The 13,031-nt window shown below is 52.2% G+C and carries 13 protein-coding genes, 4 tRNA genes and 1 pseudogene; 4 read left to right on the top strand and 14 right to left on the bottom strand.

Annotation, left to right across the window (positions count from 1 at the left end):
* Window position 1: 1 nt before the first annotated feature.
* The 5 genes from ACOZJV_RS22320 to ACOZJV_RS22340 all read right to left on the bottom strand — a co-directional run bounded on the left by ACOZJV_RS22320 (window position 2) and on the right by ACOZJV_RS22340 (window position 4,977).
* On the bottom strand, window positions 2-1,102 hold the full coding sequence (locus ACOZJV_RS22320; protein WP_421548530.1) for an FkbM family methyltransferase: 1,101 nt from the start codon (window positions 1,100-1,102) through the stop codon (window positions 2-4).
* A complete protein-coding gene (locus tag ACOZJV_RS22325; RefSeq protein ID WP_421548531.1) occupies window positions 1,099-2,265 on the bottom strand; it encodes a Gfo/Idh/MocA family protein in 1,167 nt (388 codons plus the stop codon). The genes ACOZJV_RS22320 and ACOZJV_RS22325 overlap by 4 nt, the downstream gene beginning before the upstream one ends.
* Entirely contained in the window at window positions 2,262-3,446 is a 1,185-nt protein-coding gene (locus ACOZJV_RS22330) for an ATP-grasp domain-containing protein (RefSeq protein WP_421548532.1), read from the bottom strand. Before ACOZJV_RS22330 ends, ACOZJV_RS22325 begins: the two co-directional genes overlap by 4 nt.
* Entirely contained in the window at window positions 3,443-4,117 is a 675-nt protein-coding gene (locus ACOZJV_RS22335) for an ABC transporter ATP-binding protein (protein ID WP_421548533.1), read from the bottom strand. Before ACOZJV_RS22335 ends, ACOZJV_RS22330 begins: the two co-directional genes overlap by 4 nt.
* 71 nt (window positions 4,118-4,188) lie before the next feature.
* Window positions 4,189-4,977, bottom strand: coding sequence for an ABC transporter permease (locus tag ACOZJV_RS22340; RefSeq protein WP_421548534.1), 789 nt, complete (start codon window positions 4,975-4,977; stop codon window positions 4,189-4,191).
* 343 nt (window positions 4,978-5,320) lie between these two features.
* On the opposite strand from ACOZJV_RS22340, the pseudogene ACOZJV_RS22345 reads away from it, so the two are divergent.
* Window positions 5,321-5,914 (top strand): annotated as a pseudogene (locus ACOZJV_RS22345) (recombinase family protein).
* On the opposite strand, the gene ACOZJV_RS22350 reads toward ACOZJV_RS22345, so the two are convergent.
* Both ACOZJV_RS22350 and ACOZJV_RS22355 read right to left on the bottom strand, forming a co-directional pair.
* Window positions 5,886-6,632, bottom strand: coding sequence for a hypothetical protein (locus ACOZJV_RS22350; RefSeq protein ID WP_421548535.1), 747 nt, complete (start codon window positions 6,630-6,632; stop codon window positions 5,886-5,888). The pseudogene ACOZJV_RS22345 and the gene ACOZJV_RS22350 sit on opposite strands and share 29 nt — an antisense overlap.
* A gap of 158 nt (window positions 6,633-6,790) precedes the next feature.
* A tRNA-Arg gene (locus tag ACOZJV_RS22355) sits at window positions 6,791-6,867 on the bottom strand.
* 294 nt (window positions 6,868-7,161) lie between these two features.
* On the opposite strand from ACOZJV_RS22355, the gene ACOZJV_RS22360 reads away from it, so the two are divergent.
* Window positions 7,162-7,401 (top strand): hypothetical protein, encoded by a 240-nt coding sequence (locus ACOZJV_RS22360; RefSeq protein ID WP_201132008.1) that lies wholly within the window; start codon window positions 7,162-7,164, stop codon window positions 7,399-7,401.
* Window positions 7,402-7,424: 23 nt separating this feature from the next.
* Window positions 7,425-7,604, top strand: a complete 180-nt coding sequence (locus ACOZJV_RS22365; protein WP_421548536.1) for a PA3371 family protein — start codon at window positions 7,425-7,427, stop codon at window positions 7,602-7,604.
* Here the strand turns inward: ACOZJV_RS22365 and phnN are convergent.
* A complete protein-coding gene (gene phnN / locus ACOZJV_RS22370) occupies window positions 7,579-8,160 on the bottom strand; it encodes a phosphonate metabolism protein/1,5-bisphosphokinase (PRPP-forming) PhnN (RefSeq protein WP_421548537.1) in 582 nt (193 codons plus the stop codon). The two genes, ACOZJV_RS22365 and phnN, sit on opposite strands and share 26 nt — an antisense overlap.
* Before the next feature lie 381 nt (window positions 8,161-8,541).
* Between phnN and ACOZJV_RS22375 the strand changes: the two genes are divergently transcribed.
* On the top strand, window positions 8,542-8,868 hold the full coding sequence (locus ACOZJV_RS22375) for an Arc family DNA-binding protein (protein ID WP_003178899.1): 327 nt from the start codon (window positions 8,542-8,544) through the stop codon (window positions 8,866-8,868).
* A 154-nt stretch (window positions 8,869-9,022) separates the two neighbouring features.
* Here the strand turns inward: ACOZJV_RS22375 and mgtE are convergent, their stop codons facing one another.
* The 6 genes from mgtE to ACOZJV_RS22405 all read right to left on the bottom strand — a co-directional run bounded on the left by mgtE (window position 9,023) and on the right by ACOZJV_RS22405 (window position 13,010).
* Window positions 9,023-10,465: a magnesium transporter gene (mgtE, locus tag ACOZJV_RS22380; RefSeq protein ID WP_078470848.1), complete on the bottom strand. Its 1,443-nt coding sequence runs from the start codon at window positions 10,463-10,465 to the stop codon at window positions 9,023-9,025.
* A 440-nt stretch (window positions 10,466-10,905) separates the two neighbouring features.
* Window positions 10,906-10,982 (bottom strand) — tRNA-Arg (locus ACOZJV_RS22385).
* Between the two features lie 72 nt (window positions 10,983-11,054).
* A tRNA-Arg gene (locus tag ACOZJV_RS22390) sits at window positions 11,055-11,131 on the bottom strand.
* A 108-nt stretch (window positions 11,132-11,239) separates the two neighbouring features.
* Window positions 11,240-11,330 (bottom strand) — tRNA-Ser (locus ACOZJV_RS22395).
* A 62-nt stretch (window positions 11,331-11,392) separates the two neighbouring features.
* Entirely contained in the window at window positions 11,393-11,581 is a 189-nt protein-coding gene (csrA, locus tag ACOZJV_RS22400; RefSeq protein WP_002554426.1) for a carbon storage regulator CsrA, read from the bottom strand.
* 187 nt (window positions 11,582-11,768) lie between these two features.
* The gene (locus ACOZJV_RS22405; protein ID WP_020295672.1) at window positions 11,769-13,010 is read right to left on the bottom strand and encodes an aspartate kinase; all 1,242 of its coding nucleotides are present in this window, start codon (window positions 13,008-13,010) and stop codon (window positions 11,769-11,771) included.
* Window positions 13,011-13,031: the final 21 nt, after the last annotated feature.

Raw genomic sequence — 13,031 nt, forward strand, 5'->3', positions numbered from 1 at the left:
ATCAGGACCTACTTTTTGAATTGGGAATGAAGAACATTACCGTTTCATAAATGCATTCCGTATAGTGGCGCAGATATACTTCGTAATCATTACGGATGGACAGAATCAATTCTGGTATGCGCCAGAAGTCACCCGGTTTATGGTACACACTGATTGCCAACCGAGGATGATGCTCGATAATTGTTTGCCTAGCGCCCTGCAGTGCCGAAAGTTCTTCGCCTTCGATATCGATTTTAATAAACGTGGGCGCCTCTTTCAGCAGGTTATCCAGTTTGTCTACCTCAATCGTTACCGTCCCGTGCTGCGACACCGTGGAGGCAGATCCCATAGCATCAATTTTTAGCGTCGCTTTGGCGCCGGACAGGCCTACGTTATGGACACGCACGTTGTTGTACGCACCTAATGCACTCAAACAGTTTTGATAATTGGCCGGCTCGGGCTCAAAGACATGAGCAGCATTGAATTGCGGGCAGCGTTTTATAAATTCCAGAGTTGTGAAGCCATTGAAACCACCGACATCGATGAACGTTTCGCCCTCAGCCTGGAGGTGTAAAAAGTCTTCAAAGTACTGCACGTCTTCCCTCCAGCTGAAGCCTTCCAGATGCTTAATATCGTAGGTACGTCTAAAACTGACAAGTTTCAGAAATGCTTGGCGTGACTCTTCGTCATTCAAGCGTTCATAGATCCACTCATACCGTTTCTCATTAGCGCTAAACTCGTCCCCGAAATCTTCGTTGAACCGGATCTGGGTAAGCGAGAGTCCGGAATTCCTGTAAAACGAAAAATAATCTAGATTTCGCAGATCTGCTTTATCCAGCCGGTTCTTGGCTGAAAGAGGACTTCCCCCCGCAACGTTGAGTACCAATGCATCTTTAGGCACGTCCGCCATTTTGACTACAGGAGCACCCAGGTATTGCGAGTCCCGGGTGTAATCGTCTATAAACCCATCGACATTGACATGTTTGGCGACGCTTTCGGCGTATATGTTTCTACCCAAAACGTATTTGAGGCTGCTGCTAGCGGAGCAAAATTCCGCACAGAATTTTTTGGCAATTTCATTTTCAGCGATTTGATCGCTGTTCTTTAGCTTAGCAAAGCTCATACCAAGTCTTCCCACTTTTTGCTGCGTGAAGATTTAGCAATAGCTTCAAGCATACGCAAGCCTTCTATGGATTCGTTTATGCCCATAACGTAGCCCTGCGTTCCGGCAGCTTTTTGATGTTGATAGTTTTCAAGCTCATCCGCGATATCGTAGTAGTAATTGCCGAAAGCTTCTACGAACCCTGCGGGATGGCCTCCTTTAAAACGTCCGTACCTGGGCTGATTGGCAATGTCTACACCAGTGCAGGTTCGGTCCACTATAAGCCGGCTGCCTCTTTGATCCGCAAGGTGCAGGAACTCAGGATTCTCCTGAACCCATTCGGCAGAACCGGTTTCTCCGAAGACTCTGACTTTCAGACCGTTTCGGCAGCCCAGCGCGGTCTTGCTGTACCAGATGTTGCACGACATGCCATTGCTGTAGTTAGCCAGGCAAGCTACGTTATCCGTAACCTGATTGAAATTGCCGTACGATTGCGATGTGGCGACAACTTCCTGCGGCGTCTCGCCTGTGAGGAAGTGGATCATGCCATGTATATGAACACCAAGATCCAGCGAAATTGTAGGCACGCGAGCATCGCGCAACCTCCACTCCTGAGGTGTAACAGGCTGATCGTTTGCTCCTAGCTTTAAAAAGCCTTCCTGCGGCATCTCGATCTGAACTTGCTGAATCTTGCCCAATCGGCCGCATTGGATCATATGCCGAAGTTCACGAAGTATTGGATACCCCGTGTAGTTATAAGTAACGGCAAGAAAGCCCCTTCGAGCAGACAGGACCCGCTGAATCGCCTCTGCTTCTTCTACAGATGCAACCAGCGCCTTTTCGCAAATTACTGGAAGGCCCCTTTCTAGGCAATTCAGGACGTGCGGACCATGTTGATCCTGAGGGGTCATGACCACCACAGCGTCCAGATTTTTTGCCTCATGCAACAGGAGTTCATCCAAGCTGTCATAGGCGTGATCAGAGGCTAACCCATATCGAATCGCACTTGATCGGCTCGTTTCTATTGATCGACTGAAGCAGCCCGCCACCAGCTCAAAGCGTTGATCAATTTCGATTGCCGCACGGTGTGCCCTGCCAACTGCAGACTCATAGGCACCGCCAACAAAGGCGACTCTCAGCTTTTTTTTCACGGCCGAATGAATCAGATCTTCGACTTGACTCATAGAGGACCCCCTAATCGCTTTATCTTCACGAAATCAGCCAGGTAGGGTGATGTCGCGAGCATTGTTTGCTTGTCGCTGAACTCGGCAAAAACTATTGCAAGTTTGTCAAATGGCGCTACTTTCAGTCGATCGCCGCTATTTTTCAAAGATACAATATCGACGCGGTCTGAGGGGATCGAGTTCGAAAAGGAGAAATAGACCAGTGGCTCTGTTGTAGAAATGGTGTGGCGTCCGACGTATTTCACAGCATGAGCTGGCTGGGCACTGGGCAATTTTTTGCTAATAAAACCGCGAATGTAATAATCCGCGTAATCGACGCCCGTGGACAATTCGACCATTGAGCCATACAAGTCGCCTGGGCAGCGTCTCATGCTCTCGATGATCCAGAATTTATCGCCATCGACTATGAACTGTGTATGCATCAGGCCGTCGGCAAGCCCAAGCTTGTCCGCCAATAGGTTGATTTCTGACCGAACACGTTCCTTTATATCGCCCGAAAGGACTGAAGGGTGATTGGAGCAGTCAACCTGGTACGGGTATACCGTGCAGAATTCGTCAGCGAAAAAGTCTTGGACTACTTTCTGGTTTTCGATGAAAGCTGAGTGACTATGCAAAGCTCCGTCAACAAATGCTTCTAGGATGACCTCATCTGCCTGCGATGTCGCAAATGCGTACGCTATCGCTTCTTCAAGTTCGGAAGTAGTATCTACTCTGGTCATCCCGCGTCCGCTGAAGCTGTCAACTGGCTTGACCAACAGCGGGAATGAAAGCAGATCGACCGGCAGCGGCTGACCCCGGCTGTGTCTTATGTATTGGGGTACTGATAAAGAGTGCTGCTCTGCAACTTGCCGAAACGTTCCTTTTGTATGAATGGCAAGTGCGGTGTCCGACTTGTCAAAGCCGACATACCCGTATTTTTCTGCAATGGGCACCGACGACATATATGACTTATCGTTGCAGCTAGGTACGATATAGTCGAAATGATGCTCCTCTACGACCTGCATCAAAGCATCAGGGTTGGAGTAGTCAATGTAAAATGACTGGTCTGCGTACTGATGACAGGGGTCAGCGGCAAAGTTTCCACACACCGAAACATGAAAACCATGCCTTTTCAACGCGAAAAAAATTGGAGCGGCACTGAAACTGCTACCAACGAGCAGTACCTTTTTTTGAATACTCATGACACCTGCCTATTGAGGTAGCTGGCGACAGTAGTTACAGGATCGCCATCAGCTACAACCTTTCCATGGTCCATCCATATTACACGATTGCAAAGTGACTTAACCAGCTCATGGTCGTGGGATACCATGATCATGATATTCGCATTATCAATCATTTCATGCATTCTTGCTCTTGCCTTGGCCATGAATGACGCATCGCCTCCCGCGAAGATTTCGTCCAAAACAAGGATGTCGGGGTGCATTGCCGTTGCCAGCGAGAAGGCAAGTCGCATGTACATACCCGTAGAGTAATATTTGACCGGAGTATCAATAAACTCTTCCAGCTCCGCGAAAGCTATGATCTCATGTTCAATTTTTTTTAGTTCGGACTTGCGGTAACCATATATCGCGCCATTTAAATAGATGTTTTCACGCCCCGTAAATTCCGGATGGAAGCCGGCACCAATTTCCAGCAGCGGCGCAATACGGCCACTCACTGAAACCTTGCCCTCGGTAGACTCGTAGATTCTGCAAATAGCTTTTAAGATAGTACTTTTTCCCGCGCCGTTGTGGCCTACGATACCTACACGGTCACCCGACTTGATTTCCAGCGAAACACCGTTCACAGCCAGGAACTCACTATATGAATGTCCCGGATTACGATTGAAAAAGTTAACGAAGTACTCTTTCATAGAAGGGGTACGGTCATGATACAACCGAAACTTTATGAATAAATTTTCGATGCTAATGCTTGACATTTTGCTCACAACCTGAAAACGATTTTCTTCTCCTGACGGAGAAAGATGATTAGTCCTACTGCCAACGACACAACTGCAAGTATGCTGGCGCGGATGAGAACCTCAGTGGGCGGGAGTTGCGCCTGATAAAGCAGGGCTCGAAACATTTCAAGGAATGGAATAATCGGATTTAATTCTGTGATCCAGCCTATCGATCCAGATAGTGCGCTCTGCTTGTAAAGTACGGGCGACAGAAAGAACAGGCCCTGCATAATGATCGAAATCACGTGCTGCAGGTCTCGAAAGAATATTGTAGCCACCGACATGACTAGCCCTATGCCAAACGAGAACACGAACAAAAGGAAAAAGGCAACGGGCATGAAGAATACCGGTCCGGACAATGAACCACCCAGCGAAAGGATAATTACGAATAGCGCAACGAATGAAAGCATGCTGTCGATGAGAAGCGCGCATGCAACACTTAATGGAAATATAATCTTAGGGATGTAGATTTTTTTTATAAGCCCTTCATTTGCAATAAATGCAGGACCTGACTGGGTGACGACGGCATTGAAAAATGTCCAGGGGATCATTCCCGCAAAAAGAAAAATGGCGAAGTCTTTAAGGTCGGTCTTGAACAGGCCCGAGAACACCACGGCCATGATCGACATCATTAGTAGCGGGCTGACAAGAGTCCACAAATAACCTAATGCGGTGCGACGATATCGAAGTATGAGCTGCTGGGTGATGAGTTGATAAAGTACATCGCGACTGCTGCTCAATTCAGAGCCAAGTTGTAAAAGTTTACTGTACATTTGCATCCCAATTGAATCTGTATATTTGCTCAACATTCTTATGAGGATTTTTTGTGAGTTATGTTGCTACGAGGCTTTTTAACTTGTGCCGCAGCGAGATGTCGCGATCTGTTGGCTAGATTTTTGGGGTATCTGGCTTGCAGTGGAGGTCATCTGCGGATGCCGATTCTGGCACACGCTAAGCCTTGCAGCCATGAGAAACGGAGGCGTGACACGCAGGTCATACGGAATGCGAGCGGCGGAAGCTGCAGCACCGATACAAAACATGACGTTTTTCCACTACTGAATAATAAGTGGACCATAATTGATTTCACTGTCGGGCGCTAGCCTATGCAACAACGTCTTGAGATTGAATTTGGAAAACGGTCTGCCCTTCAGCGTCAGAACTGGAGTCCGATCAACCCAAGACGATTTTCGTACAGATAACTACAAAATTCCTTCAGGGTATACTTGGAGAACGCCAGCGGAGCGACTATGGACCGGCCTGAGCCGCTGCGCCTGCTCAAGGATGCGCGCAAGGGTGACGTACTGCTGGTGGAGTCGATAGACCGCCTCTCACGCCTTCCTATGGAGGACTGGCAGAAGCTCAAGGCCACTAAGGTCTGCGCGTCGTTGCGCTTGACCTTCCGACGAGCCACCAGGGAATGCAGGATACTAAGGGCGACGAGTTCACCGGCCGGATGCTGAGGGCGATCAACTCTATGCTGGTAGAAATGCACGCAAGGACTACGAACAGCGCCGAGAGCGTCAAGCGCAAGGTATTGAGAAGGCTAAAGCTGCTGGTAAGTACCTGGGCAGACCAATCGATGAGGATCTGCACAAGCGGGTGCGTGAGCTTCTAACCGCCGGCCTGTGTATACGCGCTATCTCCAGGCACGCCAACTGCTCAACCACTACAGTAATGAGGATCAAGCATTTGCTTGATTTAGCTTCCTAACATCCGGCTGCGGAAGCCAGTCATCCTCGTATTCTCTAATCTTTTGAGCGCAGCGGTTTCGAACCGGCGGTGATTTGATTAGGGAGAGTTCAATCTGTGCTTGCACCACTAGCTCTGCAGCTTCGGCGACAAAATCCGAATATCTTTCGCACACCGCCCAGCGAAGGTAGGTTTCCAACCGATCCGCACGCCTTTGATCGCTGTCAGCTGCAATCAAAGAAATACTGCTCTTAAAGCGGGATCGCCCCAGCTCGGTGTAACCCTGACCGAACAAATACGATGCGAAGCCCCTGCTATGCATCCCCCTGATGGAGCTGCTGGGAGACTTTTCAAAGCTGCTTTCCCAGTAGTGACAGGCCAGCTCGTGATCACCTACCACTCCCAGTGCCTGAGCTACTAAAAACAGCTCCGAATGCGAAACGTGGTCAGGAATTTGCTCTATCAAATACCTTGCTTGACCTACAAGAAATAACCTTTGGTCATTGTAAAAGCCAAACATCGCACGCTGATCTGGAGTAAGACGTTCTTTAGAGGTTTCGATCCGATATTTTCTCGATTCGGCTGCGACGGCATTTAGGCGAGCTAGAACGTCCGTGAGCTGCGACCTAATAGTGCGATTATTTTCCCCGCCCTTCATCAGAAGCGTTATCAATGAAAGCACCAGACCTGCCACGCCTGCCGTTGCAGCAGCGATGACCGCGTAATCCCTAAACTCCATAAACAAGTCCTCAGTGGGCATACACTCTGCCAATGACGTAAACGTAAAAAAGCCCCACCAGGCATTTGGAGGGGCTTTCTTTTTTGCCTGCTGCTGCCACCCTGCTGTCATAGAAGCATGGATGAAACACCAAGAATGGCTATAAGCCTTGAATTAAATGGTGTCCCAGGCGGGGTTCGAACCTGCAACCTTCCCCTTAGGAGGGGGATGCTCTATCCAATTGAGCTACTGAGACATATCGTCGACCGCCGAAAAGTGGGCGGTGCGGGGAACGGCGTGCATGTTAACGGCCAAGCCTGACTTTGTCATGCAATCCGTAGGGCTTTTTGCATGATCTAGGCCCTGGAGCCCAGGCCGCTGGCAGGCGTCGTGCAATTTGCATTACCGCAAAAGGCCATCATTGCAAAATGCAATTAACCGACCTTGCGAAAACATCATAAGTCGCTGATTTTAAAGTATTTTTTAAGATAATACGGTTGGCACGCGCACTGCTTTATAACCTCTATAAAGAACCGCGGAGACAACGCACATGAACAGCGCCCTTTTCCTTTTGAATGCGATCGCCATTGCCGTGTTGCTGGCGTTTCACTTTCAACCCGATAACAACGCTGAACCTGTCGCCTACTCCAGCGCTCACTACATCCAGCAGCAAACGCCACAACTGGCCGTGATGAACAGCCAGGCGCAGACAGCTATTGCCACTCAGGTTGCAACCGAGCAAAAAGCCGCCGCGCCCGTTGGGCCACGTACCCAGAGCTGGGTATTTTAAGCCCGTTACTCCAGGAGCACTTTATGTCCACATTTGCCAAGAGCCTTCTTATCCTGGCCATCCTCAGCGGCGCGCTAAGCCTATTACTGCCTGAGAGCAGCTTCAGCAGCCTGCCGCTGATTGCCTGTGGCACCTTCGGCGGTTTATTTGTGCTGGCCCTGATTATAGGGCGCAGGATCAAGTTTGATCCTGTACTGCGCTGATCCCCTGCTGCTGCAGCAACCGCAACAAATGCATGACGGTCACGGACAACTCGCCCGAGTTGTCCAGATGCACGATGTTCTGATCGTCGCCCCAGCCCTCATCGGCAAACACAGCGTTGCGCTGCATCCGGCGCTCGATCTCCTCCCCGCTCTCACGCCCGCGGCGAATCAAGCGGCGGCGCAGCACTTCGTTGGTGACCGTCAATAAAATCGGAATCAGCTCTGGGTACCGCTCACGCGCCTGCTGCAGATACCCCCTGGAACCATTGACCAATACATGTCGACCAGCGGCCAACCACGCGTCGATCTGCACAGGAATGCCATAGCCAAGGCCGTTGGCCCGCCAGCACAAGGCAAACTCCCCGCGCTGGACCGCCTTTTCAAACTCCTGCGCAGAAACCTCAAGGGCTTGCTCTCCCACCGACTCAGCCGAACGGGTAATGACACGCTGCGCGACCTCACAGCCGATTTCATGCAACGCCTCGCGGGCTGCAGCGATCAGGCTGTCCTTGCCTGCGCCCGACGGCCCCAACAGGTAAATCAGTTTGCCCGGCATTCAATATCACTCTGCCATATATCGCTAGTAAATCGGCCATTTGCCACTATCCTGTACAAGGTAGGGGCCGCAGCAACCGATACCCCTAGCATGCACGTTTAAGAAGGCTTAAACAGCTTCTGACGAGCGGCAGGATAGATGGAGTGACCGGGCCAGAGCGATCTTTTCAAACCAGTCCGCATTTCTGATAATTGGTGCTGGCATAACGCCTTTATCCGGTTCAATATTTGTCACAGAATTGGCGCCAATGATCTGGCAATTTTGAGGCATGATTCGGGCCTCTTAAACAATTCAGGTTGAACATTTGGCTTTAAGGCTTGTCCTAAAGACATCCTGCGGCCAATTCCGAGAACCGCTCCCCTGAACTAACCGGTTAAATATATGCGCCCATTGAAACAGGCAATTTATTCCAGCCGTACGGCTGACAAGTTCGTCGTACGTCTACCCGACGGGATGCGTGAACGCATTGCCGAGGTGGCTCGCAATCATCACCGCAGCATGAACTCCGAAATCATCGCGCGCCTGGAACAGAGTCTTATTCAGGAAGGCGCTTTGGGTGAAGAGTTGAGCATGCGTCTGGACAGCCCCGAGCTGTCTTTGCATGAACGCGAACTGCTTCAACGTTTCCGTCAACTCTCCCACCGCCAGCAGAACGCTCTTGTTTCGCTGATTGCCCACGACGCCGAAATGGCTGCAGACGCTTCCTGATTCATCCCGTAAGCACTAGGCCAGCCTCGCGCTGGCTTTTTTTTGCACAAAATTTGGCTGCCGACGCCACGAAACGCTCGGTCGGAGAGATAGAAGAAAGAGGGAGGCGCAACGAAAACGCACCGCCCGGCCAGAACCGGGAGGTGCGCAGGACTCAGAGCAGAAAGATGGTTGCCAGCCCGAGGAAGATAAAGAAACCACCACTGTCGGTCATCGCGGTGATCATGACGCTCGCACCCATCGCCGGATCGCGACCCAGGCGCGCCAGAGTCATGGGGATCAGTACCCCCATCAGCGCAGCGAGCAACAGGTTAAGGGTCATCGCGGCAGTCATCACCACCCCCAGCGACCAACTGCCGTAAAGCAGGTATGCCACAACCCCGATAACGCCGCCCCAGACCAGACCGTTGATCAGGCCGACGGCCAGTTCCTTGCGCATCAAACGTGCGGTATTACCGGTACTGACCTGGTCGAGCGCCATGGCGCGCACGATCATGGTGATGGTCTGGTTGCCCGAGTTACCACCGATACCGGCCACGATCGGCATCAGAGCCGCTAGCGCCACCAGCTTTTCGATCGACCCCTCAAACAGCCCGATCACCCGCGATGCGACAAAGGCGGTGATCAGGTTGACCGCCAGCCACGCCCAACGGTTGCGCAGGGATTTCCATACCGAGGCGAAGATATCTTCCTCTTCCCGCAGACCGGCCATATTCAGGACTTCGGTCTCGCTCTCCTCACGAATCAAGTCGACCATTTCATCGATGGTCAAACGGCCGATCAGCTTGCCGTTCTTGTCGACCACTGGAGCCGAAATCAAGTCGTAACGCTCAAAGGCCTGGGCCGCGTCATAGGCGTCCTCATCCGGGTGAAAGCTCACCGGATCGCTGGCCATCACTTCAGCAACCTGTTTGTCCGGATCATTGACCAGCAGCCGCTTGATCGGCAGCACGCCCTTGAGCACCCCGCCGTTATCGACCACGAACAATTTATCGGTGTGCCCCGGCAATTCCTTGAGACGACGCAGGTAACGCAAAACTACTTCCAGGCTGACGTCTTCGCGGATCGTCACCATCTCGAAGTCCATCAGCGCGCCGACCTGCTCCTCGTCATAGGACAGCGCGGAGCGAACGCGCTCACGCTGCTGGCCATCGAGGGCTTCCATCAGCTCATGGACGACGTCTCGCGGCAGCTCGGGGGCCAGGTCAGCAAGTTCGTCGGCGTCCATCTCCTTGGCAGCAGCCAGGAGCTCATGATCGTCCATGTCGGCGATCAGGGTTTCACGTACGGAGTCGGATACTTCGAGAAGAATGTCGCCGTCGCGTTCGGCCTTGACCAATTGCCAGACGGTCAGACGCTCTTCCAGCGGCAAGGCTTCAAGGATGTAGGCAACGTCGGCGGAGTGCAGATCATCGAGCTTGCGTTGCAACTCGACGAGGTTCTGCCGGTGAACCAGGTTTTCAACCCGATCCTGGTGATGACCTTCCTGGCGATGAGTCAGGTCTTCGACGACTCGCTGGCGGTGCAACAGCTCAACAACTTGAGCGAGGCGATCCTGCAAGCTGTCTTGTGTTTTCTTTACTTCAACTTCGGTCATAGGCGAACTCCACTCCCAGCAGCGGGGCACGCCGGAAGGATCAATCAGTCAATTCATGATTGGAAAAGCGAGGTACTGAGTTACTACTGGGTAAGTCCATGGAGGTATTCCACAAGCCCCGGCGGGGCTGACGGGCGCAATCATACACCGCCTGGCGGCTTTAAACGTTAAAAATCATGGTCAGAACAAGCGCTTGCGAGACAAAGCTAAGCGCTGCCCGAATCTATGAAGCTGCGACGACTGCCCGGAAAAAGAAAACACACCACCGGCGAAAAAAGTCGCCGACAGCAGCAAACAAGGGGCAGAAATACAGGCCACACGCCAACTCAGACGCCAGAACACCCGCAGCGTTCAAGTCAGGCCCGAAGAAGAGAAGGAAAGAAAAAAGATAAATCGCAGAAAGCAAAAAGCCCGCATCAAGATGCGGGCTTTTTGGTGTTTGGTGCACTCGACAGGATTCGAACCTGTGACCGCTCGGTTCGTAGCCGAGTACTCTATCCAGCTGAGCTACGAGTGCAGATTGTGTTTTTAGACCAGATCACAACTGGTTGGAGCCAAGTTACTTGCATCACTGCAAACAACTCTTAAATGGTGCACTCGACAGGATTCGAACCTGTGACCGCTCGGTTCGTAGCCGAGTACTCTATCCAGCTGAGCTACGAGTGCATTTGTTGCCGCGCATTATAGGCCGTTCAATCTCTATGTAAAGCGATTTTTTCTAGTAATTTCAACAACTTACCGAAAAATCCAGATTGCAACGTACTAAGCAAATAATGGCGGAGAACGGGGGATTCGAACCCCCGACACCCTTTTGAGGTGTACTCCCTTAGCAGGGGAGCGCCTTCGGCCACTCGGCCAGCTCTCCGCAACACGGGGCGTATATTAACCAGCTTTATCCCCGTTTGCAAACATAAAAAACGATAAAAATTAATGGCTTGGTTCTTCGTCCTTCTCTTTCTTGATCCGCAGGTAAATTTCCTCACGATGCACAGCCACCTCTTTCGGGGCGTTGACACCAATACGCACTTGATTTCCTTTGACGCCGAGCACGGTCACAGTGATTTCGCCATCACCAATAATCAGGCTTTCTGCGCACCGACGAGTCAGAATCAGCATACCTTTCTCCTCACGCATTTCATTTCAGGGACAACAGTCTGCAAAAAAAAGGGTGTTGGCCTACAACCAGGACGGCTGCATTCCTACACGCCTAAGTATTGACCAGCGCCAGCAAAAGAACAGTTTTCACTCACGCCGGCCAAAAAAGACAAGGGGCGCGGCAAGGCCGCGCCCCTTGGGCAACGCATCACTCGCCCTGGCGGGCCGGTGCGTCCAGTTCGAAAGCCGTGTGCAGAGCGCGCACAGCCAGTTCCAGGTACTTCTCTTCGATCACTACGGACACCTTGATTTCCGAAGTCGAGATCATCTGGATGTTGATGCTTTCTTTAGCCAGCGATTCGAACATCCGGCTCGCCACACCTGCGTGAGAGCGCATGCCGACGCCGACGATCGACACCTTGGCAATCTTGGTGTCGCCGACCACTTCGCGGGCACCGATCTCGCGAGCGGTGTTTTCCAGCACGGTCTGCGCCGCCAGGTAGTCGTTGCGGTGCACGGTGAAGGTGAAGTCAGTGGTGTTATCGTGCGCGACGTTCTGCACGATCATGTCGACTTCAATGTTCGCGCCACTGATCGGACCGAGAATCTTGAAGGCCACGCCGGGGGTGTCTGGCACGCCACGGATGGTCAGCTTGGCTTCATCGCGATTGAAAGCGATGCCGGAAATGATCGGCTGTTCCATGGATTCCTCTTCATCAATAGTAATGAGGGTGCCCGGACCCTCCTTGAAGCTGTGCAGTACGCGCAGCGGAACGTTGTACTTGCCGGCGAATTCAACCGCACGGATCTGCAACACCTTGGAACCGAGGCTGGCCATTTCCAGCATCTCTTCAAAGGTAATCTTGTCCAGTCGCTGCGCCACCGGCACTACCCGTGGATCGGTGGTGTAGACGCCATCGACATCGGTGTAGATCTGGCATTCATCGGCCTTCAAGGCCGCTGCCAGTGCCACGCCGGTAGTGTCGGAACCGCCACGTCCCAGGGTGGTGATGTTGCCGTGCTCGTCAACGCCCTGGAAGCCTGCCACCACAACCACACGGCCGGCCTTCAGGTCACCGCGAATCTTCTGGTCGTCGATCTGCAGGATGCGCGCTTTATTGTGCGCGCTGTCGGTCAGGATCCGTACCTGGTTACCGGTGTACGAGACCGCCGGCACGCCGCGCTTGATCAGCGCCATGGCCAGCAAGGCGATTGTCACCTGCTCACCCGTGGAAACGATCACATCCAGCTCACGTGGAACCGGCTGGCCATCGCCACTGATTTGCTTGGCCAGATCGATCAGGCGGTTGGTTTCGCCGCTCATCGCAGACAGCACAACTACCAGGTCATCGCCGGCTTCGCGGAATTTCTTAACCTTGTCGGCGACCTGCTCGATTCTTTCGACAGAGCCGACCGAGGTGCCTCCAAATTTCTGTACGATCAAAGCCATTTCTAAGCCGCCTCAGCCCGT

It is taken from the genome of Pseudomonas sp. QD4 (assembly GCF_049199125.1).
In the GTDB taxonomy this organism is placed as follows: Bacteria; Pseudomonadota; Gammaproteobacteria; order Pseudomonadales; family Pseudomonadaceae; genus Aquipseudomonas.